Source organism: Mesorhizobium sp. C399B (assembly GCF_030323185.1).
Taxonomy (GTDB): Bacteria; Pseudomonadota; Alphaproteobacteria; order Rhizobiales; family Rhizobiaceae; genus Mesorhizobium.
Window position 1 is genome coordinate 3,028,843 of sequence record NZ_CP100472.1, and the last position, 22,400, is coordinate 3,051,242.

Genomic DNA, 22,400 nt, shown 5'->3' on the forward strand with positions numbered 1-22,400 from the left:
GCTAGTTTAAGACCCCGGCACGTCGTAGATCGCCCTGACTTCGACGGTGCCGATTTCGGCCAGCGGAATTTTGCCGGCGATCTCCAGCGCCTGTTCGAGAGTGTCGGCTTCGATCATGACGAAACCAAGCAACTGCTCCTTGGTTTCGGCAAACGGACCGTCAGTGATCAGCCGCTTGCCTTGGCGCCGCCGCACCGTCTTCGACGTCTTCACCGATTGCAGCGCCTGCGCGATGATCAGCTTGCCTTGCTGGTCCAATGACCGATCATAGGCCATCGAATCGGCGTCGAGCTTGGCCAAACGCTCCGGCGTCATGGCATGGAGGTCCTTTTCCTCGCCGTACACCAGACAGACATATTTCATTTCCAGCTCCCTTGCTGTGACGACCCATAGGCGATCACGGTGCCGGCGGCATCCTTGCCGGCAGCAGCGTGGTCGAGCACGCAGACCGCAATGCCGATCACAGCGGCCACAGCAAGCAGCCGGCCGAAGCCGGAAGGTCGCGAGCACTCGATCTCGTGTAGACGCGCGCTTTTGTCGGCGTCGTTCCAATGGGCAGAAAACAGATTGTTCATCTTGGATCTCCATCCGCCACGAGAATCCGTGGACGCTCGCAGGACGGCCGGCGCCGATGCAAGTCGACATTTTTGCACGCACATTTTTCAGAAAAGATTTGCAGGGCTCGCCGGCGTCGCATCCGGCCGAAACAGCGCGGTGGTCTTCCCCTGCCGCCGCGCTATAGTTGGAGGGAACGCCGCGTGGCCGGCGCTGTCGCTGTAATCAAGGAGAATCTTATGGACCGCACCGCAAACGCCGTCTGGAAAGGCAATCTGAAGGAGGGCACGGGCACGCTCGACAGCCAGAGCGGCACCTTGAAGGGCACGCCCTATTCGTTCAAGGCTCGCTTCGAGGACGAGAGCGGCAAATCCGGCACCAATCCCGAAGAGTTGATCGCGGCGGCACACGCCGGCTGCTACGCCATGCAGCTGTCGCATTTCCTGGCCGAGAACGGCACGCCCGCCACCGAGCTCGACGCCAAGGCGGTGGTGACGCTGGTGCCCGGCACCGGCATCACCGGCAGCGCCATCACCCTGATCGGCAAGGTGCCGGGCATTGATGCGGCGAAGTTCAAGGAACTGGCCGAGAAGGCCAAGGCGGAGTGCCCGGTTTCGAAGGCACTCGGCGCCATCAAAGTGTCGCTCGACGCGAAACTGGGGTGATCCGCCGATTTTGCCCGGGGTAGCGATCCTTCGCGCCCCCCTCTGCCCTGCCGGGCATCTCCCGGGGAGATTGGAAGCCCGGTAGCTGGCACTTTCTTTCGACGTTCGTGATTGGCGAAGGCCGGCGTGACATCTGATCTCCCCACTTGAGGGGGAGATGGCCGGCAGGCCAGAGGGGGGTGCTGTCCCACCAACGTCTCGGATAACTATTAAGCGCCCAGCGCATCAAGCCGGGCGCGAAGGGCTGCGACTTCCTGCTCCAGAGCCTCCAATCTCGCTTCCAGGTCGGAAGCAGGCAAGGCCGGCGCGCTCCGCTGCACCGATAACGCCGCGACGTCCACCGGTCCTGCGAGCAGATGCACGTAGCGGTCCTCGCGCTGGCCTGGCCCGCGCGGTATTTCCTGGATCAGCGGCGGTCGGCGGCCGATCAGCATGTCGAGTTCAGCGCGCAGGTCTTCGATCGACGAAAACCGCGCCATGCGCTCAGCTCGCGCCAGCAACTCATGCGCCGTCTGCGGCCCGCGCAGCAAAAGCAGGCCGATCACCGCAGTCTGCGGCCTCGTCAGCGAGAAGCGCTGCGCCATCTGATGCTCATAGCGCTCGACGCGCGAGCCGAACATCTGACGCACCAGCCCCTTCTGCTCGAGCAGCTTCAGCGTCCGATGCACCTCTGTCGGCTCGAGCGCCATCACAGGCTCGCGCGCCGTCTTCTGGTTGGCGGCTGCAAGTGCTGCATTCAGCGTCAGCGGATAGACATCCGGCGTCAGCTCCTTCTTCTCGATCAGGCAGCCGAGCACACGGGCTTCGACGGGATTGAGAATGGGAAGGTCATCGCTCATTGAAGTTCAGCCTCCCGGCGGTAAAATTCGGTTGCAAGGGCATGTTTGCGCGCTTGGCCGGCTTTGTCCCTGACGGGGCCGACTAGGTTCATTTCGTGGTGACCATAGCGGGCTTCGAGATAGCGCGCGATTGCGGTCGGGATGAGGCCCGAGCCCATCTCCCGCGTCCGGCTTTTGCGCTCGATCAGGCCGCGGATTTCGTCGCTGGCTTGAGCCGGTATCTCGGTCTGATCGAGGCATTCGCCAAGGTTCATCGGCGGCAGGCTGGCAAAGCCGCGCTGTTCCATCCAGTCGAGCGCCACGAGCGGGCGGATCAGATAGAACAGCTTCTTCAGCTTCACCTCGCCGGAGAAACTGCCGATCTTGGCGACATGCGAACGCGCAAGGCCGAGATAGTGGTGCGATACCTTCGCCGGATCGACGATCTCGGCCAGCAAATCGAGAAGGCGCTGGCGAAACCCCGAAACCTCCTCATAGACGATCGGCGACTTCGCCCATTCGACTATGACGGCATTGCCGCCAAGCGCCAGCAGCAACGCCTTGCGCAGATCCCAGCCGCCGGCATCGATCTCGCCTTCGATCGGAAACTCGATCACATCGCGCGCCTGCTGCAGCACGAGGTGATCGGTTACCGGTCTGATATAGACAAAGCGGCAGTCATAATCGCTGTCGGGAGACGGAAACCCCCAGGCGCGGCTGCCGCTTTCGATGGCAAACAGGATTTTTACAGGCTGGCTTCGCACCAGATCGAGGCGGGCGCGCAGCGCCGCGACGGCGTCCGGCGAAAAGTCGGCGGGTAGCGGCGGCGTCAGACTCTGCGCTCCACCATCATCTTCTTGATCTCGGCAATCGCCTTGGCCGGGTTGAGCCCCTTCGGGCAGGTCTGGGCGCAGTTCATGATGGTGTGGCAGCGGTAGAGCCGGAACGGGTCTTCGAGATCGTCGAGCCGTTCGCCCGTGGCTTCGTCGCGGCTGTCGATCAGCCAGCGATAGGCCTGCAGCAGCGTCGCCGGGCCGAGATAGCGGTCGCCGTTCCACCAATAGCTCGGGCACGAGGTCGAGCAGCAGGCGCATAGGATGCACTCGTAGAGCCCGTCGAGCTTTTCGCGGTCCTCATGGCTCTGCAGCCATTCCTTGGCTGGCTCTGGCGACACTGTCTTCAGCCATGGCTGGATCGAGGCGTGCTGGGCGTAGAAATTGGTGAGGTCGGGCACCAGATCCTTGACCACCTGCATATGCGGCAGCGGGTAGACTTTGACGGCGCCGGAAATGTCGTCGCAGCCCTTGGTGCAGGCCAGCGTGTTGGAGCCATCGATGTTCATGGCGCAGGAGCCGCAAATGCCTTCGCGGCAGGAGCGGCGCAACGCCAGCGTCGGGTCGATCTTGTTCTTGATCCAGAGCAGCGCATCGAGCACCATCGGCCCGCAATCGTCCATGTCGACGAAATAGGTGTCGATGCGCGGGTTCTCGTCATCGTCGGGCGACCAGCGGTAGATGCGGTATTCCCGCAGGTTGGTGGCGCCCTCCGGCTTCGGCCAGGTCTTGCCCGGCTGCACCTTGGAGTTCTTGGGAAGCGTGAGTTCGACCATTACCTCAGATCCTTTCGGATGACGGTCTTCGGCACCATGGTCAGTATACCCTGGCCTTCGGCGCGATCTTGGCAAGACTGATGCCGCCGTCCTTTTCCGCCACCAGCGGCTCGGTGTGCACGGGACGATAGCTGAGGCTCACCTGGCCGTCCTCGCTTAGCCGGGCCAGCGTATGCTTGCGCCAGATAATGTCGTCTCGGGCCGAAAAATCTTCGCGCGCATGCGCGCCGCGGCTCTCCTTGCGCGCCTCGGCGCCGTAGACCGTGGTGATGGCGTTGGCCATCAGATTTTCCAGCTCCAGCGTCTCGACCAGGTCGGAATTCCAGATCATCGAGCGGTCGGAGACTTTCAGGTCCTTGAGCTCGGTCCATATCTGCGAAATGCGCTTGCAGCCGTTTTCGAGCGACTCCTGTGTGCGGAACACGGCGGCGTCTTCCTGCATCGCCTTCTGCATTTTCTCACGCAGAACGGCGGTTGGCGTCGAGCCATTGGCATGGCGCAGCCGGTCGAAGCGGTCCATGATGTTTTCGACCGAGGCTTCGTTGGGCGAAGGGATCGCCGAATTGCGGTCGATGACCTGGCCGGCGCGGATTGCGGCGGCGCGGCCGAACACCACCAGATCGATCAGCGAGTTCGAGCCCAGCCGGTTGGCGCCGTGCACGGAGGCACAGCCGGCCTCGCCGACCGCCATCAGCCCGGGTGACACCCGGTCAGGATTCTCGACAGTCGGGTTCAGCACCTCGCCCCAGTAATTGGTCGGCACGCCGCCCATATTGTAGTGCACCGTCGGCAGCACGGGGATCGGCTCCTTGGTCAGGTCGACGCCGGCGAAAATCCTGGCCGATTCCGAAATGCCCGGCAGCCGCTCATGCAGCACGGCCGGATCGAGATGGTCGAGATGCAGGAAGATATGGTCCTTGTTCTTGCCGACCCCGCGGCCTTCGCGGATCTCCAGCGTCATGCAACGCGAGACGACGTCGCGCGAGGCCAGGTCCTTGGCCGACGGCGCGTAGCGCTCCATGAAGCGCTCGCCCTCGGAATTGACGAGATAGCCGCCCTCGCCGCGCGCGCCTTCGGTGATCAGGCAGCCGGCGCCGTAGATGCCGGTCGGATGAAACTGCACGAACTCCATATCCTGCAACGGGAAGCCGGCCCGTGCCGCCATGCCGCCGCCGTCGCCTGTACAGGTGTGCGCCGACGTCGCCGAGAAATAGGCGCGGCCATATCCGCCGGTCGCCAGCACCACCATCTTGGCGGAGAAGCGATGGATGGTGCCGTCGTCGAGGTTCCAGGCGACGACGCCGGTGCAGGTGCCGTCCGGTTCCATGATCAGGTCGAGCGCAAAATACTCGATGAAGAACTGTGCATTGTTCTTCAGCGACTGGCCGTAGAGCGTGTGCAGGATGGCGTGACCGGTGCGGTCGGCGGCAGCACAGGTGCGCTGCACCGGCGGGCCGTCGCCATAATTCATCATGTGTCCGCCGAACGGCCGCTGGTAGATCTTGCCCTCTTCGGTGCGCGAGAACGGCACGCCGTAATGCTCGAGCTCGTAGACCGCCGCCGGTGCCTCGCGCACCAGATATTCCATGGCGTCGACGTCGCCCAGCCAGTCCGAACCCTTGACGGTGTCGTACATGTGCCACTGCCAGGAGTCCGGACCCATGTTGGACAGCGACGCGGCAATGCCGCCTTGTGCCGCCACCGTGTGCGAGCGGGTCGGGAACACTTTGGTGATGCAGGCCGTGCGCAGGCCCTGCTCGGCCATGCCGAGCGTGGCGCGCAGGCCGGCGCCGCCGGCGCCGACGACCACCACGTCGAACTTGTGGTCGACAAAGGTATAGCCGGTGGCCGATTTCGCGTCCTTGGCCAAATCAGCCTCCGAATGCCAGTTTGAGCAGGGCGAAGATCGAGGCGACGCCGACCGCTATGGTGAAAAACGTGCTGAGTGCGATCAGCGCCAGCTTCATGCCTTCGGCATGCACGTAATCCTCGATAATGACCTGCATGCCGACACGCATATGGGTGAGACCGGAAACGAGCACCAGCGCCAACACCAGCGCCACGAACGGACTGGCGAGCGCCGCCCGCACCTCGGCGAAGCCGGCGCCATTGAGCGCGATCAGGAACCCGACGAAGAACAGTATCAGCGGGATGTTGGCAATGGCCGTCAGCCGCTGTCGCCAGAAATGCCCGGTGCCTTCGCGGGCCGAGCCCAGACCGCGGACCTTGGCCAGCGGCGTGCGCATATCGTTGTTGTTCGTGCCGCTCATCACAAGGTTCCCCGCGCCATGTAGCCGGCGACCCAGATCAGCAGCGTGAGCAGGATGGAACCGGCGAGCGTCGCCCAGGCGATCTTCGATGCCGTGTGTTTCTCCAGCCCGGCGCCGGTGTCCCAGACGAGATGGCGCACGCCGCCCAGCATGTGGTGCATCAGCGCCCAGGTGTAGCCGAACAGGATGAGCCGGCCGAGCCAGGTGCCGAAGGCCCAGTTGATCCAATCGAAAGCGCCTTGCGAACTCGCCGCCGCCATCAGCCACGCGGCGACCAGCAGCGTGCCGAAATACAGCGCCCCGCCAGTGATGCGATGAATGATTGACATCGTCATGGTGATCGGTGGGCGGTAAATCGTCAGGTGCGGCGAGAGCGGCCGTTCACGTCTGGCGGTTCGGGTGGCTGGTGATTTGCTCATGGCTGCCCCAGTTCGATGTCCGGAGCCGCGGTGGAAAGCGGCACTTACCGCCTCGATATATGACTTCAGACAGCCGGTTTCTAATGCTCTTTTTGCACCGCGTCAAAGCCGGAAAATCGTTTTGAAAACGTCATTTAGTCTGACAAAAGGCTGCTGTTTCGCTTCAATCGATTTGGCCACCGTCGAAAGCCGGCGCACCGTTCGCTGCAGTGCGGCATTTCCTTTGCAATCGACGCCAGGCTATCGTTTGCAGGTCTGTGGTGTCGAGCCCCTCTTCATCACCAGCGCCTCGCGCGCGTCGATCACGATTGCGTCATGCGACGCCGCTTCCTGGTAGCGGCTGGACTGGTTGGCGGGTGATGCGGCAAACTCCTCGGTCGTGCCGTCTGGCCTGACAACGCGCAGCGCCGTGCCGAGATTCTGGATGGTGATCACACCGCCATTGCCGCATCTGTAAGTCGCCGTGCCGACAGCAGACCGCGGGGCCGTAAGGTCGGTGACAATCTTGGCTGGCGGTGCGGCAGGTGCTGCAGGAGCCGTTGCGGAAGCCGGGGGCGCCACAGGTGGGGCGGACTGCTGAGCCGGCGCGGGCGCGACAGTGGGTGGTACGGTATTCACCGCCGTCGGCGCGCCGTTCTGCGGCACGCAGGCTGCGGCAGTCAGCAAGGGGATCGACAACAGCGTCACCCGAAACGTCCGGCGTAACGCCATATGCTGTCCTCCTGCGCGGCTAACTAGCCGCGATGTTCCACCAAGATCAAGCTCACCCGACGTCAGCGTAGTTGTGTGCGTCGCGGCCGATGGTGCGGGCAAGCATGGCCGAATGATGACGCCCGGGTTTTCCATCCCGTCGGATATTAACCATGTTTGGCGAGAGATCGCCGCCGGATGCGCCTGCCCTCTTAACAAAGATTAAGAAAAGGTTAATTTCCGATTCGATCGGGTCCACATCAGAGAGGACACCATGCTTTCGAATTCAGGAAGAGAGCGCCTTGCGGCGCTTGTGCTGGCTGCGGCCAGTCTCGGCTTCGCCGCCCCGGCAATGGCCTGGTCGCGTCATCATGACCGTGTCTATGCCGATTCCCTGGGCAATCTCGTCATCGACAGCGCCGCCGGCTACAAGCGCATCATTGTCGGCCAAGGCAGGCTGGCCAAGAAATTGTCCGACTATACCAGCGCCGGTCAGCCGGAAGCGGAACCGGAAGTCCTTTATGAAGACGAGGCGGATCACATCTCCAGGCGTGGCTGCTACCAGCCGCCGGTGTTCGTGAAGGGCCGCTCCTATATGTACGGCCTCTCCGACGGCGAAATGCCCAACCTCAGCCCTTGCCGCTGATGATCCGGCACGGCCGAGAGGCCGTTTAAGCGAGACGCTAACCGACGCTGCCTGTATCCGGGATGAACACCGTTTCGGCCCGCTCATAGGAAAGCCGCACGCTGTCGCGGCCGTTCTTCTTGGCCTTGTAGAGCGCTTCGTCGGCGCGCCGCATCAGCGGCTCCAGCCCTTCGTCGCCGGTGCGCGCCGCGACGCCGAAGCTCGCGGTCACCCTGGTGCCCGGCGGCAACCCGTCGACACTGCCGGCCGAATAGTGCGTGCGCACGGCTTCGGCAAACAGCCGCGCCGTGGCAAGATCGCTCAGCGACAGAAGCACGGCGAACTCCTCGCCGCCGATGCGGCCGGCAACCGCACGCGTGCCGGCGGCCGCGCGAAGCTTGGCGGCGAAGTCGGCGATCACCTGGTCGCCCGCGGCATGTCCATATTTGTCGTTGAGCGCCTTGAAGTGATCGAGATCGGCCAGCACCAGCGCGACCGGCACCTTGGCGGCGGCGCAGTGTTGCAGCACCAGCAAGGCGCGCTCCTCGAAACCCCTGCGGTTGAGCAGGCCAGACAGCGGATCGGTGTGCGTCTCGGTCTTCAGCGCCTTCATCACGTCGAGCGCAGCTGCCGAGAATAGGCAGAGCGCGATCAGCAACGACAGCAGCGCGTGCGTCAAAAGCGCCGTCGTCCAGTAGGACGAGCCATAAAACCCGTCATAGCTGGTGAACGGCCCGTGCGAGATGACGACGAGCAGCGTGCGGCCGATAAAGTTCAGCCCGGACAGCAGCGACAGTACGAACAGGATTTTTTCCGTCGGGCCGTTCTTGCGCACGGCGCGCAGCTCGGCGGCGACCAGCAGGCTGAGGCCGCCAAAGCCGAAATTGATCGACAGGATGCGCCAAGTCAAGTCCGGCTGGACGAACAGGAACCAGCAGAATGCCACCATCCCGCCACCCGCCAGAATGCCGATCGCGATATAGGGCACGCGCCTGCCGTAGCGTGAGATGATCGCACCGACGAGGCAACAGGCGGCGAGCGTGAAGCAGAGGTTGGAGACCAGCTTGGTCAGCACCATGCCGCCGGGCAGCGTGAAATACTGCAGCAGGAAGCCGGGCGCGGACACGCAATAGCTCGTGCCGAGCACAGCCAGATAGGGCCGGTGGCGCTGATAGAACCATAGCACGAGGAACGCCGCGCCGAGCGCCAGCGCGATCGTCGGATTGAGCAGCGCTATGAACAGGCCGGTGTCCAAAGGACGGTGACTTCCCCGCTTGACGTCAGGGAAGACCTTAGAGCGCAAGCCCCAACAAGCGGTTAAGCCGGGACGAATATGCAAGTCGCCACTGATGAAGCTGCTGCACGGAACCGGGACCTGAGGCAGGCGTTTCGTGACAGCAATCAAGGAGAAGTTATTCATGGCCGACACGATCACGCTGACCGACCACGAAGCAATTCGCTCATGGGCCGCAGGGCGCGCCGGATTTCCGGCGATCGTCGATGTATCGCCCGAAACCGGAACGCAGCCGTTGCTGAGGCTCGTCTTCGGCCAGCACGCCTATCAGGACCAGGATCAACCTGAACGCCCGGTCAACGCAGGCGGCTACGAGCTGGTCGAATGGGACGAGTGGTTCAAGATCTTCGACGAGCGCGAACTGGCGCTGGTGGTCGCGGCCGACGAACCCGGCAGCCGGGAGGAATTTCATGAAATCATCCGGCGTGCCGGCTAGGGCATATACCCCAAGGGTCTTAGAGCGGCGCCCATTAAACAAAACCCCGAACGGTTTTGCCGTTCGGGGTTTGCATAAGCTCAGATCAGGCTTGAAACAGTCTGCGCTATTTCCAGTCGCGGATGTCGACGAAATGGCCGGCGATCGCCGCCGCCGCCGCCATCGCCGGCGACACCAGATGGGTGCGGCCCTTGAAGCCTTGCCGGCCCTCGAAATTGCGGTTCGAGGTCGAGGCGCAGCGCTCATGCGGCTTCAGCCGGTCGTCGTTCATGGCCAGGCACATCGAGCAGCCCGGCTCGCGCCAGTCGAAACCGGCGGCAATGAAGATCTTGTCGAGACCCTCGGCCTCCGCCTGTTCCTTGACCAGACCGGAGCCCGGCACGATCATCGCATCGACATGCGCACTCACCGTCTTGCCTTCGACCACCTTGGCCACCGCACGCAGATCCTCGATGCGGCCATTGGTGCAGGAGCCGATGAAGACGCGGTCGAGCGTGATGTCGGTGATCTTCGTGCCCGGCGTCAGCCCCATATAGTCGAGCGCGCGGATCTTTGACGTCCGCTTGTTCTCGTCCGTGATCTCTTCCGGATTGGGAACGACGCCCTGCACCGAAACGACGTCCTCGGGCGAGGAACCCCAGGAGACGATCGGCGGCAGCTTGGCCGCGTCGAGCACGATCACCTTGTCGAAATGCGCGCCCTCGTCGGACTGCAGCGTCTTCCAGTATTCGAGCGCGGCGTCCCACGACGCGCCCTTCGGCGCGCGCGGCTTGCCCTTGACATAGGCGAAGGTGGTTTCGTCGGCCGCGATCAGGCCGGCGCGCGCGCCGCCCTCGATCGACATGTTGCAGATCGTCATGCGGCCTTCCATCGACAGCGCGCGGATCGCCTCACCGGCATATTCGATGACATAGCCGGTGCCGCCGGCGGTGCCGATCTCGCCGATGATGGCGAGGATAATGTCCTTGGCGGTGACGCCTTCCGGCAACTGGCCATCGACACGCACCAGCATGTTCTTGGCTTTGCGCTGGATCAGCGTCTGGGTCGCCAGCACATGCTCGACCTCGGAGGTGCCGATGCCATGTGCCAATGCGCCGAAGGCGCCATGCGTCGAGGTGTGGCTGTCGCCGCAGACGATGGTCATGCCAGGCAGCGTGAAGCCCTGCTCCGGCCCGATGATGTGGACGATGCCTTGGCGGATATCGTTCTCGGAATAATATTCGACACCGAAATCCCTAGCGTTCTTGGCCAAGGCCTCGACCTGGATGCGGCTTTCCTCGTTCTTGATGCCGAACTTGCGCTCGGGCGAGGTCGAGACATTGTGATCGACCACGGCCAGCGTCTTTTCCGGATGCCGGACTTTTCTGCCGGTCATGCGCAGACCTTCGAAGGCCTGCGGGCTGGTCACTTCATGGACGAGATGGCGGTCGATGTAGAGCAGACAGGTGCCATCATCCTGGCGATCGACGACATGGTCGTCGAAAATCTTGTCGTAGAGGGTGCGCGGTGCGCTCATGTGCGTAAGTCCGTCGATTTGCAAAAAGGGGAAGGGCAGACGCGCCTAAGCCTTCGGCCCGGCGAAAGCGGCTTAGCTAAGTCGGCTGGTGAGCGCGCCGGAAATGCGCGAAGAGAAACGCGACGGCAGGCGTTTTCTGTCCTGCAGCACGAAACCCTTATAGGCCGGATCGCCAAAAAGCTCTTCCATGGCGTGGCTCATACCAATGTTTTGGCTTTTCGGCAATTGCGGCGTGTTTTCGCTTCTCCCCTTGTAAGAGAAAGGGAAGGGGCGGCGCTCAAAGCACCTCGAACACAAAAGTCTTTACCAACGCATCCGGCTCGGCGATCGCATAGCAGCGGAACCATGGGCTTTGCTCGACCGGCCGCCATTTCCCGGCCCGTTCCAACTCATCGAACACGCCCTGGAAGCCGCCGCTGTCAAACACCTGGTCGCGCACCGTGAAGATGGCGTGGCCGCCTTTTCTGGTGATGCGGACAAGCTCGTGCAGGCCGGACGCCGGCGCATGGCTGATGGTGAACACGCCAGTCGAGAAGAAGGCGCGGAAATGCCCGTCTGGCCAGGGCAGCGGCCCGCCGAGCATTGCCTGCTTCAGATCGCCATAGGCATTGCGGCTGCCGGCGATCTTCAGCATGTCGTCGGAGAGGTCGAGGCCGGCAATGTCGTGATAACCCAGCGCCTTCAATGACGGACCTGACAGGCCGGTGCCGCAGCCGGCGTCGAGCAGCGGGCCTTCACCCACCTTCACATGGCGCGCCACCCAGGCGGTGATCAGGAACGGCAGCAGATAGCCGAGCGAAGCGGTCTCGCCGTCATAGGTCGCGGCCCAGTCTGCATAGGCCTTGGCCAGCCCTTCCGGCGTGTCGGCCGAATAGACGGTACCCAGCGCCGCATTGGCCTTGTCGATCGTCATCGCCTGCATCCTCCGGAATCCTGTCCTCCGCGATCGTAGCCGTGCCCGCGTCGGACTTCTATTCCTGCTGCGCCCGCCGCAGTCGTTGCTCCAGCCCCCGCAGCGCCAGCGACAGGCTGACGGTGAGGATGAGATAGATATAGGCGACGATCGTATAGGTCTCGAAGAAGCGGAACGAGCCGGCGGCGTAGATCTTGCCCATCTGCGTGATGTCGGCGACGCCGAGCACCGAGACCAGCGAGGAATCCTTGACCATGGCGACGAAGTCATTGCCGAGCGGCGGCAGGATGGTGCGGACCGCCTGTGGGAAGACGATCAGCCGGAAGCGCTGCGTGCGCGTCAGCCCGAGCGCCTTGGCAGCCTCGATCTGGCCTTTCTCGACCGACTGGATGCCCGCGCGAAAAACCTCGGAGATGAAGGCGGAATAACCGATGGTCAGCGCCATGATCGCACGCCACAACAGCGACACGTCGCGCACCAAAAGCTCGCCGAGATAGCCGGCGTTTTGTAGCGGCGCGGTCAGCGCATTCCACGCAGCCACGAAGGCCGGCGCGCCGGCGAAGGCGATCCAGAACAACAGTACCAGGATCGGCACGCCGCGGATGATCTCGACATAGAAACGAGCGATCTGCCTGAGCCAACGCGACCCCGACAACCCCATCAGCGCAATGCCGAGCCCGGTGGCGGAAGCCAGCGCGAAGGCGACCACGGTGACAAGAATGGTGATGCCGATGCCTTTGGCGACGGTGGCAAAAACCTGGGCGTAGAGATCGCTGGCGGCAATGGAGAGCGCAGCGACGACGGCGAGCGCGATCGCGGCGGCAAGCCACCAGGGAAAATCGGGTTTTGAGGTTGAGGCGAGCATCAATGCCCAACGCTGGTGAACAGCTGCGCTCGCAAGATCTGCCGATCTCCCCCCTTGCGGGGGAGATGTCCGGCAGGACAGAGGGGGGTGCTGTCCCTCCAACCTGTCAAACGGTTACAGTCACAACCTTTGGCCTCTTTGGAAAAGCTCAAAACAAAAGGGAGGCGATCCTTCACACCCCCCTCTGCCCTGCCGGGCATCTCCCGCGCAAGGGGGGTCAGCGGCCGTCGCGCCAAGACGGCCTACTGCCCCATCTTGTAGTCGAGAAACCACTTCTTGTTCAGCGCCTCGATCGTGCCGTCGGCCTTCAGCGCCGCGATCGCCGCGTTGACCGGCTTCACCAGGTCCGAGCCTTTCGGGAAGATGAAGCCAAAATCCTCGGTGCCGAGCGGGCCGCCGATCAGCTTGAGCTTGCCGCCGGAGGCATCGACATAGCCTTTGCCGGCGGTGCCGTCGGTCAGGACGACATCGACGTCGCCGGATTTCAGTGCCTGCACCGAAGCGCCGAAGGTCTCGAACTGCTTGATGCGCGGGTTCTGCTCATTGCCGTCGAGCACGCTGTAGACGGCGGTGTAGAACGGCGTCGTTCCGGCCTGCGCGCCGATCAACCCGTCCTTGAAGGCGGCGAAGGTCTTGGCGTCGGTGAAGCGGCTTTCATCGGCGCGCACCAGCATGAACTGCTCCGAACGCATATAGGGGTCGGAGAAATCGACCTTCTCCTTTCGGTCGTCCTTGATGGTGATGCCGGTCATGCCGATGTTGTACTGGTTGTCGGAAACCGCCTGGATCATCGCGTCCCAGGAGGTGTTCTGGTACTCCACCTTGAAGTTCAGCCGCTTGGCGATTTCGTCCATCGCGTCATATTCCCAGCCGATCTGCTTGCCGGTCTTGGCGTCGATGAACTGCAGCGGCGGATAGGCGTTTTCCGTCACCACCACGACCTTCTTGCCGCCGAGATCGGGCAGCGCATCGGCCGCCCATGCAGCGACGGGCGCGAGGAAACAGGCCGCGAGGGCGGCCAGCAGCAGCTTCGATTTGGTCATGACACGCTCCAGGATGAGAAGCCCGCTTGCAGCCGGGCTCGCATGAAAATCCAGGCGCGACTTTAGCCGTCCGCAGACGGCTTGCAAGCCGGTCCGGTGCTCAGCGTCCGGTGAAAGCGGATTCCAATGCCTTCAACCAACGCGGTTTTAGAACGCCCCGCGGTCGGAATTTATTCCGTGATCCCGCGACGGCAAACCAGGCCTCTCACGGACACAAGGAAATCCGTCAAACGACGAGTCAGGACGGTGAAGTCGCGTTGCGCAACTTGGCCACAAATCCAGTCAAGGTCCGGTGCAGCGACTTCAGCTCTTCAGCTTCGAGCGGCATGGCGCAGGCAAGACCTGCGGATACGTTCTTGATGCGGGCGCGCAGCGCCTGGCCCTTGGCAGTCGGTTCGACCAGCACGCGGCGCTCGTCGGCTGGATCGCGACGGCGGGTGACGAGACCAGCCGCTTCCATCCGCTTGAGCAGAGGCGTCAATGTCGCCGAATCCAGCCCCAGCGCCTCGCCGAGTTCGCCGACCGTGCTCGGCGCACGCTGCCACAGCGCCAGCATCGCCAGATATTGCGGATAGGTCAGGCCGAGCGGGTCAAGCAGCGGCCGATAGAGCTTGGTCATCAGCCCGCTCGCCGAATAGAGCGCGAAGCAGAGCTGCTGGTCGAGGCGCGGAACGGCGAGTGTCCCGGCGGTGTCCGCCGGGACTTCGCTGGCCCTGGTTTCGGTCTTCGTCGTCATGCTGCCTTTGCCGGAAGCGCCACTGTCGAAAGCGCCACCTCGATATTGCCTTTGATCGCATTGGAATAGGGGCAAATCTGATGCGCTGCCGATACAAGCGCTTCCGCCGCCGCCTGATTAAGGCCTTTGGTCTCCGCGGCGAGTGCGACACCAAGTTTGAAGCCTTCACCATTGGGAAGCAGGCTGACGGTGGCGCTCACCGCCGCATCCTCCAGCGGCAGCTTCTGCTTGCGCGCGACGAAGCGGATGGCGCTTTCGAAGCAGGCGGCATAGCCGACCGCGAACAGCTGCTCGGGATTGGTGGCGCCACCCTGTCCGCCGAGCTCCTTCGGCAAAGCGAGGTCGACCTTCAGCAGGCCGTCGCTGGTCTCGCCGTGGCCGGCGCGGCCGCCGGTGACGCGAGCCTGTGTGGTGTAGAGTGCCATGTCAGTTCTCCATTTGATTTGTAAACGATTATTTAGTGTACGATGTAATTCGGGTCAACAGCCGTGGCCAAACTCTCGGCCGGCAATCGTTCACAGTCTGGTGAAACGAAAAAAGGCGGCCGAAGCCGCCTTTTCAAAATCCTTGGACGAGATCTTATTCGGCCGGGGTCGCTTCAGCCGCCTTTGCAGCCTCGTCGGCGGCCTTCTTCTCGGCGGCTTCCTTGGCGGCCGTCTCGGCGGCCAGCGCCTGGGCAGCGGCGACCTTCTCGGCCTCGATGCGGGCCTTCTCAGCGTTCAGCGCGTCGCGCTCCTCATCGTTCAGCTTGCGGGCGCGCACGCCGGTGTTTTCCGAAATACGGGCCGACTTGCCGCGACGGTCGCGCAAATAATAGAGCTTGGCGCGGCGCACCTTGCCGCGGCGCACGATCTCGACGCCTTCGACCATCGGCGAGTAGACCGGGAAAACGCGCTCGACGCCTTCGCCGTAGGAGATCTTGCGGACGGTGAAATTTTCCTGGAAGCCGGCGCCGGCGCGGGCGATGACGACGCCCTCATAGGCCTGGACGCGGGTGCGGGTGCCTTCGGTCACGCGGACCTGCACGCGCACGGTGTCGCCGGGCTGAAACTCGGGAAGCTTGCGCTTGGCTTCGATCTTGGCGGCCTGTTCGGCCTCGAGCTGACGGATGATATCCATCTCAATAGTCCACTTCTTGTTCTTCCGACAGTCAGAGCGTCCGACACTCGCCTTGCAGTTCCATTGACCGCTCGGCTATGCCCTTTGTCCCCGAGACATCTTGTCTTCGAAACATTGGGCAGGGGCGACTACACCGTCATTGTTGACGGGTCCGGGAGATTTTTCTCGCCAGTACGGGCGGGCACATACAGCTATTTCACTGACTTGTCACGCCTTGGCCCTGTCTTTTTTGGGTTGCGCCGGCCCTTCAAGCTTCCTAATCCGGGAGCAGCACACTTGTCCGGCGGCCTCACAATGTCTGTTTTCGACGCAGTCCTGCTCTTCCTCGCGGGTTTTCTGTCAGGCGCCGTCAACGCCGTTGCCGGCGGCGGCACCTTCATCACCTTCGGCGCCATGACGCTGGCCGGCCTGCCGCCGATCGTCGCCAACGCCACCTCCTCGGTAACGCAGTTTCCCGGTTACATCACCTCGACGCTGGCTTACTGGACCGACATCAAGCATTTCTGGCGCGGCGCGCTGCTGCTTTCCCTGATCTCGGCTTTGGGAGCGCTGGCTGGTGCGCTCATCCTGCTGGCGCTCTCAAATCCGTCGTTCCGCGCCCTCGTGCCGTGGCTGCTGCTGGCCGCAACCGCCTTGTTCGCCGCCGGGCCGTGGCTGAAACCAACGCCGAAGCCTGGGCATGAAGCCACGGTCGGCTCTCTGGCCGGTTCGCTGGCGCAGTTCGCTACCGCCATCTATGGCGGCTTCTTCGGCGCCGGCATGGGCGTCATGATGCTGGCGACGCTCGGCCTGACGCAATCCGGCGACTATCACCGGCTGAACGCGCTGAAGAACATGCTGGCCGTGGTCATCGCCGCCGTTGCCATACTGGTCTTCGTTTCCGGCGGCGTTGTTGCCTGGCCTCAGGCAATCGTCATGATCCCCGGCGGCGCGCTCGGCGGCTATGCCGGCGTCTGGATCGCCAAGCGCGTGCCGCAAAACGCAGTACGCGGCTTCGTCATCGCCGTCGGCCTGTTTCTCGCCGTCTACTATTTTGCCAAGGGCTGAGCGGCGAGCAAATCCGGCCGGCGCTCCCTGGTCAGCTTCTCGGACTCGGCGCGCCGCCACGCGGCGATCTTCTTGTGATTACCGGAGACCAGCACGTCGGGGATGGGGCGGCCTTCGAACTCCTGTGGCCGCGTGTAATGCGGGTGTTCGAGCAGGCCGTTCTCGAAACTTTCTTCCTCGCCCGACACCGCATTGCCCATGACGCCGGGCAACAGCCGCACAACGGCGTCGAGCAGTACGAGCGCCGCCGGCTCGCCGCCCGACAGGATGAAATCGCCGATGGAGACCTCTTCCAGTCCACGCGCCTCGATCAGCCGCTGGTCGACGCCCTCGAACCGGCCGCAAACGATGACGGCGCCTGGCCCGCCAGCCAGTTCGCGCACGTGCGCCTGCGTCAGCGGCTTTCCACGCGGGCTCATCAGCAAACGCGGCCGCGGATCGCCCGCCGGCGACGTGTGGTCGATCGCCTTGGCCAGCACATCGGCGCGCATCACCATGCCGGCGCCACCGCCGGCCGGCGTGTCGTCGACGGTGTGATGGCGATCGCTGGCGAAGTCGCGGATCTGGATAGCTTCCAGCGACCATGTCCCGACTTCGAGCGCCCGTCCGGCCAGCGACAGGCCTAGCCCGCCCGGAAACATCTCGGGATAGAGCGTCAGCACCGACGCCTTGAACGTCACCGGTTGCCTCCGGCTTCGCGCGGCCCGCGCGGCCGGCCCTTCGCGTCGAAATCTTCTTCGCGCGGCGCGTCGCCATCCTCATCCTCAACAAGGCCGGCGGCTGCCGGGTCGACGCGGAGAAAACCTTCGGCGATCGAAACCTGAGGCACGGCGGCCTGGGTGAACGGGATCAGCACGCCTTTGCGCCCGCCGAGGGTAACGTCGAGAATGTCGCCGCTGCCGAAATTATGCACCGCCACCACCTTGCCGATGACCGCGCCCTTATCGTCGCGGACTTCAAGTCCGACGAGATCGGCGTGGTAGAATTCGTCCTCCTCGCCATCGTCGGGCAGCATCGAGCGGTCGACGAACAGCTCGGTTCCGGCCAGCGCCTCGGCGGCGTTGCGGTCGGCAATGCCCTTGAAGCGCACCACCACGACGGTGTTGGCGGGCCTGATGTCGATGATCTGGAAGGCGCGGCCGTCCTTGGCATAGAGCGGCCCATAATCGGCCAGCGCCATCGGCTCGCCAGTGAAGGTCTTCACCCGCAATTCGCCCTTGATGCCGTGGGCGGCGCCGATTACGGCCATTTGCACGGGGTTCTGGGGCTTCGACATGGCTGATATCCTTTGCCCTGCTCTAACGCCCTACGGGCGTCATTTCAATGATCGCTCGTGGCCATTTCAATGACAGGTTCTTCACCGCTTCCTAACCCGGCTGCCTGACAATGGCGGCATGCAGGAATTTCTCATCCCGGCAAAACCCGACCTCCAGGCAGCGCGCGAAAGCTGGCTGAAGATGCTGGCGCGCGAGCGCCGGCTGTCGCCGGCGACCGTCGAAGCCTATGAGCGCGACACGCGCCAGTTCCTGCATTTCCTCACAGGGCATTGCGGCGGCTCGCCTGGTCTTTCCGACATCGCCACTCTCCGCCCGGCCGATCTGCGCGGCTTTCTTGCCGCGCGGCGCAATGCCGGCGCCGGCGCCCGCACGCTCGGACGCGGCCTCGCCGGCATCCGCTCGCTGCTGCGCTTCCTCGAACGGCGCGGTCTCGCCAATGCCGCCGGTGCCGCGGCGTTGCGCGCGCCGCGCCAGCCGAAATCGCTGCCCAAGCCGCTGACCGCCAGCGATGCCAAACATGTCGTGTCGGTGGAAGGCCAGCTGGCTGAAGAGCCTTGGATCGCCGCCCGCAACGCCGCCGTGCTGACGCTGCTTTATGGATCGGGCCTGCGCATTTCCGAAGCGCTGGGCCTCAGCGCCGCCGACCTGGCATCGGAAGCCGACACCGTGCTGCGCGTCACCGGCAAGGGTGGCAAGACACGGCTGGTGCCGGTGCTGCCGGTGGCGCTCCGGGCAATCGCCGAATACCGAAAACGGTGTCCCTACCATCTCGATCCCAAGGGCCTGCTGTTTCGCGGCGCCCGCGGCGGGCCGCTCAACCCGGCCATCGTCCAGCGCGACATGGCCAGGCTGCGCTCGGCGCTGAACCTGCCCGACACCGCGACGCCGCACGCGTTGCGCCATTCCTTCGCCACCCATCTGCTCGGGCGCGGCGGCGACCTGCGCACCATCCAGGAACTGCTCGGCCACGCCAGCCTGTCAACGACGCAGGTCTATACCGGCGTCGACACCGCAAGACTGCTCGAGATTTACGAATCCGCGCATCCCCGCGCGTGACCACTGTATAAGTCCAGGACAATTTCCCCACGCCGGTTAACCGTTTCGCCGCTTTTCAGTCCTAGAACCGCACCATGAAACGCGCCCTTGCCATTGCCGATCGCGCGGCCCTTGTGTCGCTGAAGCTGCTCGTCGCGCTCAACGCCGTGTTTTGCCTGTCTTTTCTCGTCGTGCTGCTGCTTGCCATGGGCAGGGCGCATGCCGAAGCCCCGGCCTGCGCCGGCGCCGATCTGCTGTCGGCCCTGCAGAAGGAAGACCCCGCCACCTATTCCAGGATCGAGACGGAAGCAGCAGCGACGCTGAACGGCAAGGGCCTGTTGTGGAAGCTGGAGAAATCAGGCGAAAAGCCATCCTTCCTGTTCGGCACCATGCACATGACCGACCCGCGCGTGACCACTCTGCCGCCGGCAGCCAGGAAAGCCTATGACGCTGCCGGCACCATCATCATCGAGACCACCGACGTGCTCGACAAGCAGAAGATGATGGAGGCCATGCTCAAGGAACCCGAGCTGATGATGTTCACCGACAACACGACGTTGTCGTCGCTGTTGTCGCCGGAGGATGCGGCGGTGGTGAACAAAGGGCTCGATGCGCGCGGCATTCCGCCGGCGAGCGTCTCCAAGATGAAGCCGTGGCTGCTGTCGGCCATGGTCGCGCTGCCGGTCTGTGAGGTCGCCCGTCAGGCAGGCGGCGCACCGGTTCTGGACGTCAAGCTGGCGCAGGACGCCAAGGCCTTGGGGAAGCCGGTGGAAGGGTTGGAGACCGCTGCCAGCCAGCTGCGCGCCATAGCCTCGCTGCCGATTGCGTTCCACATCAAAGGGCTGGTCGAGACCCTGAAGCTCGGCGACAAGATAAACGACATCAACGAAACCATGATCGTGCTTTACCAGCGCGGCGACACCGGCACCTTCTGGCCGCTGTTGCGTTCGATCTCGCCCGACGAAGACGACGACGCAGGTTACGCCGAATTCGACCGGACGATGATCACCGGCCGCAACAAGGTCATGGCCGACCATGCCGCACCGATCCTGGCCAAGGGCAATGCCTTCATGGCCGTCGGCGCCATGCATCTTCCCGGCCCCGAAGGCCTGGTCGAGGATTTTCGCAAGGCCGGCTATACCGTCACCGCCGTCGACTGAGCAGCGCCCGTCTTGAATACCGAATCACGTAAGCCCGGCTCTGTGCGGTGCGCAACTGATTCGCAAAGCGGAGGCGGTTGGCCCTATTTTTGGCGGAAAAGGCCAGCTAAGCTCGTTCTACCTCGTTCGTGATTGATTTTGCGGGGGAAATACAGGCCAACAAGCGGTTGCGAATCAGAATTTTCCTGCGTTCGTCAATTTGAAGGCCTAGTATGAACCCGTTCAACGGTTGCGCGTTGAGGGGTGTTGATTGATGCTTTTCATCCACGGAGGACACTTTTATGGCGAACCCTAACGATCCAGCGCCCAGGTCGGGTGGTGGCAGCGGCTGGCTGATTGCGCTGGTCGTCGTCATCCTTGCGATTGTCGCGTACTATGTTTTCGGCAGAAGCGGCGAACATCCTGCACCCGCAGAGCCGCCGGCAGCCAGCACACCGGCGCCCGCACCTGCACCGGCTGAGCCGATGAAGCCCGCCGAACCGGCTCCCGCACCAGCCCCTGCTCCCGCACCGGCTCCCGCACCGGCTCCTGCGCCAGCCCCGGCACCCGCGCCCGCTCCGGCGCCGAGCCCGTAATCTGGCCAACTGATCTGGCATCTTGATTCCAGCCAAGAACGGCCCGCTGAAAAGCGGGCCGTTTTGTTTGGGGCACCTATCGGCGAGCGTCGCGATTCTTCACCGCCCCCTCTGTCCTGCCGGACATCTCCCCCTCGAGAGGGGAGATCGGCAGTTCACGAACAGCGCCAGGTTAGAAACGTGAGAAACTTGAAAGCTCGCGACGCGGCGGTGAAGTCCAATCTCCCCCCTTGAGGGGGAGATGGCCGGCAGGCCAGAGGGGGGTGCTGTCCCTCCAGCGTTTCCCTAAATATGGATCGGCTTGAAGAACGTCGCCAGCGCTGCTTCCTTCACCGCTTCCGACATTGTCGGATGCGCGTGGCAGGTGCGGGCGAGGTCTTCGGATGAGCCGCCGAATTCCATCAGCACCGCCGCCTCATGAATCATCTCGCCGGCGCCGAAGCCGACAATGTGGACGCCGAGCACGCGGTCGCTGGCTTTGTCGGCGAGGATCTTCACGAAGCCGTCCGTGTGGAGCATGGCGCGCGCGCGGCCGTTGGCGGTGAACGGGAATTTGCCGGTTTTGTAGTCGATGCCGGCCTTCCTCAGCTCTTCCTCTGTCTTGCCGACCGAAGCGATTTCCGGGCTGGTGTAGACGACGCTCGGAATGACGTCGTAATTCACATGGCCGGCCTGGCCGGCAATGGTCTCGGCCACCGCCACGCCTTCATCCTCGGCCTTGTGCGCCAGCATCGGACCGGCGATGACGTCGCCAATGGCGTAGATGCCGGCCACGTTGGTCCTGAGATGCCCGTCGGTCTTGACCCGGCCGCGCTCGTCGACCGCGACGCCGGCTTCTTTCAACCCGAGGCTGTCGGAATAGGCCCGGCGTCCGGTCGAGATCAGCACCGCGTCGGCCTCGATGGTCTCGGCCGCACCACCCTTGACCGGCTCGAACGTAACGGCGGCGCCCTTTTTGGCCTTGGTCACCCCTGTCACCTTGGCGCCGAGCTTGAACTCGAAACCCTGCTTGGAAAGCAGGCGGTGGAACTGCTTGGAGACCTCGCCGTCCATGCCGCCCAGGATGGTGTCGAGGAATTCGACCACGGTGACCTTGGCGCCGAGCCGTGCCCAGACCGAGCCGAGCTCCAGACCGATGACCCCACCGCCGACCACCACCAGATGGCCAGGCACTTTCTCCAGCGACAGCGCGCCGGTCGACGATACGATCACCTTCTCGTCGATGCCGACCTTGACGCCGGGAATGCCGGCGACATCGGAGCCCGTGGCAATAACGATGTTTTTCGTCTCGATCTCCTCGACCTTGCCGTCCTCAGCCGTCACCAACACCTTGCCGGCCGCAACCACCTTCCCGGTGCCACGGAAACTATCGATCTTGTTTTTCTTGAACAGGAAGGCGACGCCATTGACGTTGGCCGAAACGGTCGCGTCCTTGTGCGCCATCATCTTCTTCAGATTGAGTTTCGGCGCCGGTATCTCGACGCCCAGCGTATCGAAGGAATGGCCCGCTTCGGCGAACATCTCCGAGGCATAAAGCAGCGCCTTGGACGGGATGCAGCCGATGTTGAGGCAAGTGCCGCCGAAGGTCGCGTTCTTCTCGACCACCGCGACCTTCAGCCCGAGCTGCGCCGCCTTGATGGCGCAGACATAGCCGCCCGGTCCCGATCCGATGATAACGACGTCATAAGCCATGATGGGTGTCCTTCTTGCCTAGAGGATGATGCCGAAAAGTG

At 63.6% G+C, this 22,400-nt stretch carries 26 protein-coding genes; 6 read left to right on the forward strand and 20 right to left on the reverse strand.

Annotated features, from left to right (window positions below; all coding sequences use genetic code 11):
• Positions 1–6: 6 nt before the first annotated feature.
• Complete coding sequence (locus tag NLY36_RS14450; protein WP_023670506.1) at positions 7–363, reverse strand: YciI family protein; 357 nt, start codon at positions 361–363, stop codon at positions 7–9.
• Complete coding sequence (locus NLY36_RS14455) at positions 360–575, reverse strand: hypothetical protein (protein ID WP_023736779.1); 216 nt, start codon at positions 573–575, stop codon at positions 360–362. Before NLY36_RS14455 ends, NLY36_RS14450 begins: the two co-directional genes overlap by 4 nt.
• Before the next feature lie 219 nt (positions 576–794).
• Here NLY36_RS14455 and NLY36_RS14460 point away from each other — a divergent pair, with 219 nt between their 5' ends.
• On the forward strand, positions 795–1,220 hold the full coding sequence (locus NLY36_RS14460) for an OsmC family protein (RefSeq protein ID WP_023670508.1): 426 nt from the start codon (positions 795–797) through the stop codon (positions 1,218–1,220).
• Between the two features lie 209 nt (positions 1,221–1,429).
• Here NLY36_RS14460 and NLY36_RS14465 read toward each other — a convergent pair whose 3' ends face one another.
• The 7 genes from NLY36_RS14465 to NLY36_RS14495 all read right to left on the reverse strand — a co-directional run bounded on the left by NLY36_RS14465 (position 1,430) and on the right by NLY36_RS14495 (position 7,047).
• Entirely contained in the window at positions 1,430–2,059 is a 630-nt protein-coding gene (locus NLY36_RS14465) for a YceH family protein (protein ID WP_023736778.1), read from the reverse strand.
• On the reverse strand, positions 2,056–2,802 hold the full coding sequence (locus NLY36_RS14470) for a nucleotidyltransferase domain-containing protein (RefSeq protein WP_023730237.1): 747 nt from the start codon (positions 2,800–2,802) through the stop codon (positions 2,056–2,058). The genes NLY36_RS14465 and NLY36_RS14470 overlap by 4 nt, the downstream gene beginning before the upstream one ends.
• 65 nt (positions 2,803–2,867) lie before the next feature.
• Positions 2,868–3,647, reverse strand: a complete 780-nt coding sequence (locus NLY36_RS14475) for a succinate dehydrogenase iron-sulfur subunit (RefSeq protein WP_023670510.1) — start codon at positions 3,645–3,647, stop codon at positions 2,868–2,870.
• 40 nt (positions 3,648–3,687) lie between these two features.
• Complete coding sequence (gene sdhA, locus NLY36_RS14480) at positions 3,688–5,517, reverse strand: succinate dehydrogenase flavoprotein subunit (protein ID WP_023687711.1); 1,830 nt, start codon at positions 5,515–5,517, stop codon at positions 3,688–3,690.
• 1 nt (position 5,518) lies between these two features.
• Positions 5,519–5,917 (reverse strand): succinate dehydrogenase, hydrophobic membrane anchor protein, encoded by a 399-nt coding sequence (gene sdhD, locus NLY36_RS14485; protein WP_023683885.1) that lies wholly within the window; start codon positions 5,915–5,917, stop codon positions 5,519–5,521.
• Positions 5,917–6,336 carry a succinate dehydrogenase, cytochrome b556 subunit gene (gene sdhC, locus NLY36_RS14490; RefSeq protein WP_023683884.1) on the reverse strand — a complete coding sequence of 140 codons (420 nt, stop codon included), beginning with the start codon at positions 6,334–6,336 and terminating at the stop codon, positions 5,917–5,919. The genes sdhD and sdhC overlap by 1 nt, the downstream gene beginning before the upstream one ends.
• A 240-nt stretch (positions 6,337–6,576) precedes the next feature.
• Positions 6,577–7,047 carry a hypothetical protein gene (locus NLY36_RS14495; protein WP_023736777.1) on the reverse strand — a complete coding sequence of 157 codons (471 nt, stop codon included), beginning with the start codon at positions 7,045–7,047 and terminating at the stop codon, positions 6,577–6,579.
• Between the two features lie 253 nt (positions 7,048–7,300).
• On the opposite strand from NLY36_RS14495, the gene NLY36_RS14500 reads away from it, so the two are divergent.
• Entirely contained in the window at positions 7,301–7,672 is a 372-nt protein-coding gene (locus NLY36_RS14500; protein WP_023670515.1) for a hypothetical protein, read from the forward strand.
• 37 nt (positions 7,673–7,709) lie between these two features.
• On the opposite strand, the gene NLY36_RS14505 is transcribed toward NLY36_RS14500, so the two are convergent.
• Positions 7,710–8,906 carry a GGDEF domain-containing protein gene (locus NLY36_RS14505; protein ID WP_023736776.1) on the reverse strand — a complete coding sequence of 399 codons (1,197 nt, stop codon included), beginning with the start codon at positions 8,904–8,906 and terminating at the stop codon, positions 7,710–7,712.
• Between the two features lie 163 nt (positions 8,907–9,069).
• Here NLY36_RS14505 and NLY36_RS14510 point away from each other — a divergent pair, with 163 nt between their 5' ends.
• On the forward strand, positions 9,070–9,381 hold the full coding sequence (locus tag NLY36_RS14510) for a hypothetical protein (RefSeq protein ID WP_023670517.1): 312 nt from the start codon (positions 9,070–9,072) through the stop codon (positions 9,379–9,381).
• A gap of 106 nt (positions 9,382–9,487) precedes the next feature.
• Here the strand turns inward: NLY36_RS14510 and leuC are convergent, their stop codons facing one another.
• From leuC to rplS, 7 genes are all read right to left on the reverse strand, one after another.
• Positions 9,488–10,897, reverse strand: coding sequence for a 3-isopropylmalate dehydratase large subunit (gene leuC, locus NLY36_RS14515; RefSeq protein WP_023670518.1), 1,410 nt, complete (start codon positions 10,895–10,897; stop codon positions 9,488–9,490).
• A gap of 277 nt (positions 10,898–11,174) precedes the next feature.
• The gene (locus tag NLY36_RS14520) at positions 11,175–11,810 is read right to left on the reverse strand and encodes a class I SAM-dependent DNA methyltransferase (RefSeq protein ID WP_023736775.1); all 636 of its coding nucleotides are present in this window, start codon (positions 11,808–11,810) and stop codon (positions 11,175–11,177) included.
• A gap of 58 nt (positions 11,811–11,868) precedes the next feature.
• Positions 11,869–12,675, reverse strand: coding sequence for an amino acid ABC transporter permease (locus NLY36_RS14525; protein ID WP_023736774.1), 807 nt, complete (start codon positions 12,673–12,675; stop codon positions 11,869–11,871).
• Positions 12,676–12,917: 242 nt separating this feature from the next.
• Entirely contained in the window at positions 12,918–13,718 is an 801-nt protein-coding gene (locus NLY36_RS14530; protein WP_023687705.1) for a transporter substrate-binding domain-containing protein, read from the reverse strand.
• A 238-nt stretch (positions 13,719–13,956) separates the two neighbouring features.
• On the reverse strand, positions 13,957–14,454 hold the full coding sequence (locus tag NLY36_RS14535; protein ID WP_023736773.1) for a MarR family winged helix-turn-helix transcriptional regulator: 498 nt from the start codon (positions 14,452–14,454) through the stop codon (positions 13,957–13,959).
• On the reverse strand, positions 14,451–14,879 hold the full coding sequence (locus tag NLY36_RS14540) for an organic hydroperoxide resistance protein (RefSeq protein ID WP_023736772.1): 429 nt from the start codon (positions 14,877–14,879) through the stop codon (positions 14,451–14,453). The genes NLY36_RS14535 and NLY36_RS14540 overlap by 4 nt, the downstream gene beginning before the upstream one ends.
• 154 nt (positions 14,880–15,033) lie before the next feature.
• The gene (gene rplS / locus NLY36_RS14545; protein WP_023683875.1) at positions 15,034–15,573 is read right to left on the reverse strand and encodes a 50S ribosomal protein L19; all 540 of its coding nucleotides are present in this window, start codon (positions 15,571–15,573) and stop codon (positions 15,034–15,036) included.
• 294 nt (positions 15,574–15,867) lie between these two features.
• Between rplS and NLY36_RS14550 the strand changes: the two genes are divergently transcribed.
• Positions 15,868–16,620, forward strand: a complete 753-nt coding sequence (locus NLY36_RS14550; RefSeq protein ID WP_023736771.1) for a sulfite exporter TauE/SafE family protein — start codon at positions 15,868–15,870, stop codon at positions 16,618–16,620.
• Here NLY36_RS14550 and trmD read toward each other — a convergent pair.
• Positions 16,602–17,300, reverse strand: coding sequence for a tRNA (guanosine(37)-N1)-methyltransferase TrmD (gene trmD, locus NLY36_RS14555; RefSeq protein ID WP_023726048.1), 699 nt, complete (start codon positions 17,298–17,300; stop codon positions 16,602–16,604). The genes NLY36_RS14550 and trmD overlap by 19 nt on opposite strands.
• A complete protein-coding gene (gene rimM / locus NLY36_RS14560) occupies positions 17,297–17,896 on the reverse strand; it encodes a ribosome maturation factor RimM (RefSeq protein ID WP_023736770.1) in 600 nt (199 codons plus the stop codon). The genes trmD and rimM overlap by 4 nt, the downstream gene beginning before the upstream one ends.
• A gap of 118 nt (positions 17,897–18,014) precedes the next feature.
• Here rimM and NLY36_RS14565 point away from each other — a divergent pair, with 118 nt between their 5' ends.
• Both NLY36_RS14565 and NLY36_RS14570 read left to right on the forward strand, forming a co-directional pair.
• The gene (locus NLY36_RS14565; protein ID WP_023736769.1) at positions 18,015–18,953 is read left to right on the forward strand and encodes a tyrosine recombinase XerC; all 939 of its coding nucleotides are present in this window, start codon (positions 18,015–18,017) and stop codon (positions 18,951–18,953) included.
• Between the two features lie 74 nt (positions 18,954–19,027).
• Complete coding sequence (locus NLY36_RS14570; protein ID WP_023736768.1) at positions 19,028–20,092, forward strand: TraB/GumN family protein; 1,065 nt, start codon at positions 19,028–19,030, stop codon at positions 20,090–20,092.
• Positions 20,093–20,952: 860 nt separating this feature from the next.
• Here NLY36_RS14570 and lpdA read toward each other — a convergent pair.
• Entirely contained in the window at positions 20,953–22,359 is a 1,407-nt protein-coding gene (lpdA, locus tag NLY36_RS14575) for a dihydrolipoyl dehydrogenase (RefSeq protein WP_023736767.1), read from the reverse strand.
• Positions 22,360–22,400 lie beyond the last annotated feature (41 nt).

What these genes read in the sequence shown, in the direction of transcription:
- NLY36_RS14450 (WP_023670506.1), bottom strand. Translation starts at nt 363, where the DNA reads ATGAAATATGTCTGTCTGGTGTACGGCGAGGAAAAGGACCTCCATGCC.
- NLY36_RS14455 (WP_023736779.1), bottom strand. Translation starts at nt 575, where the DNA reads ATGAACAATCTGTTTTCTGCCCATTGGAACGACGCCGACAAAAGCGCG.
- NLY36_RS14460 (WP_023670508.1), top strand. Translation starts at nt 795, where the DNA reads ATGGACCGCACCGCAAACGCCGTCTGGAAAGGCAATCTGAAGGAGGGC.
- NLY36_RS14465 (WP_023736778.1), bottom strand. Translation starts at nt 2,059, where the DNA reads ATGAGCGATGACCTTCCCATTCTCAATCCCGTCGAAGCCCGTGTGCTC.
- NLY36_RS14475 (WP_023670510.1), bottom strand. Translation starts at nt 3,647, where the DNA reads ATGGTCGAACTCACGCTTCCCAAGAACTCCAAGGTGCAGCCGGGCAAG.
- sdhD (WP_023683885.1), bottom strand. Translation starts at nt 5,917, where the DNA reads ATGAGCGGCACGAACAACAACGATATGCGCACGCCGCTGGCCAAGGTC.
- sdhC (WP_023683884.1), bottom strand. Translation starts at nt 6,336, where the DNA reads ATGAGCAAATCACCAGCCACCCGAACCGCCAGACGTGAACGGCCGCTC.
- NLY36_RS14495 (WP_023736777.1), bottom strand. Translation starts at nt 7,047, where the DNA reads ATGGCGTTACGCCGGACGTTTCGGGTGACGCTGTTGTCGATCCCCTTG.
- NLY36_RS14500 (WP_023670515.1), top strand. Translation starts at nt 7,301, where the DNA reads ATGCTTTCGAATTCAGGAAGAGAGCGCCTTGCGGCGCTTGTGCTGGCT.
- NLY36_RS14510 (WP_023670517.1), top strand. Translation starts at nt 9,070, where the DNA reads ATGGCCGACACGATCACGCTGACCGACCACGAAGCAATTCGCTCATGG.
- leuC (WP_023670518.1), bottom strand. Translation starts at nt 10,897, where the DNA reads ATGAGCGCACCGCGCACCCTCTACGACAAGATTTTCGACGACCATGTC.
- NLY36_RS14520 (WP_023736775.1), bottom strand. Translation starts at nt 11,810, where the DNA reads ATGACGATCGACAAGGCCAATGCGGCGCTGGGTACCGTCTATTCGGCC.
- NLY36_RS14525 (WP_023736774.1), bottom strand. Translation starts at nt 12,675, where the DNA reads ATGCTCGCCTCAACCTCAAAACCCGATTTTCCCTGGTGGCTTGCCGCC.
- NLY36_RS14530 (WP_023687705.1), bottom strand. Translation starts at nt 13,718, where the DNA reads ATGACCAAATCGAAGCTGCTGCTGGCCGCCCTCGCGGCCTGTTTCCTC.
- NLY36_RS14535 (WP_023736773.1), bottom strand. Translation starts at nt 14,454, where the DNA reads ATGACGACGAAGACCGAAACCAGGGCCAGCGAAGTCCCGGCGGACACC.
- NLY36_RS14540 (WP_023736772.1), bottom strand. Translation starts at nt 14,879, where the DNA reads ATGGCACTCTACACCACACAGGCTCGCGTCACCGGCGGCCGCGCCGGC.
- rplS (WP_023683875.1), bottom strand. Translation starts at nt 15,573, where the DNA reads ATGGATATCATCCGTCAGCTCGAGGCCGAACAGGCCGCCAAGATCGAA.
- NLY36_RS14550 (WP_023736771.1), top strand. Translation starts at nt 15,868, where the DNA reads ATGTCTGTTTTCGACGCAGTCCTGCTCTTCCTCGCGGGTTTTCTGTCA.
- rimM (WP_023736770.1), bottom strand. Translation starts at nt 17,896, where the DNA reads ATGTCGAAGCCCCAGAACCCCGTGCAAATGGCCGTAATCGGCGCCGCC.
- NLY36_RS14565 (WP_023736769.1), top strand. Translation starts at nt 18,015, where the DNA reads ATGCAGGAATTTCTCATCCCGGCAAAACCCGACCTCCAGGCAGCGCGC.
- NLY36_RS14570 (WP_023736768.1), top strand. Translation starts at nt 19,028, where the DNA reads ATGAAACGCGCCCTTGCCATTGCCGATCGCGCGGCCCTTGTGTCGCTG.
- lpdA (WP_023736767.1), bottom strand. Translation starts at nt 22,359, where the DNA reads ATGGCTTATGACGTCGTTATCATCGGATCGGGACCGGGCGGCTATGTC.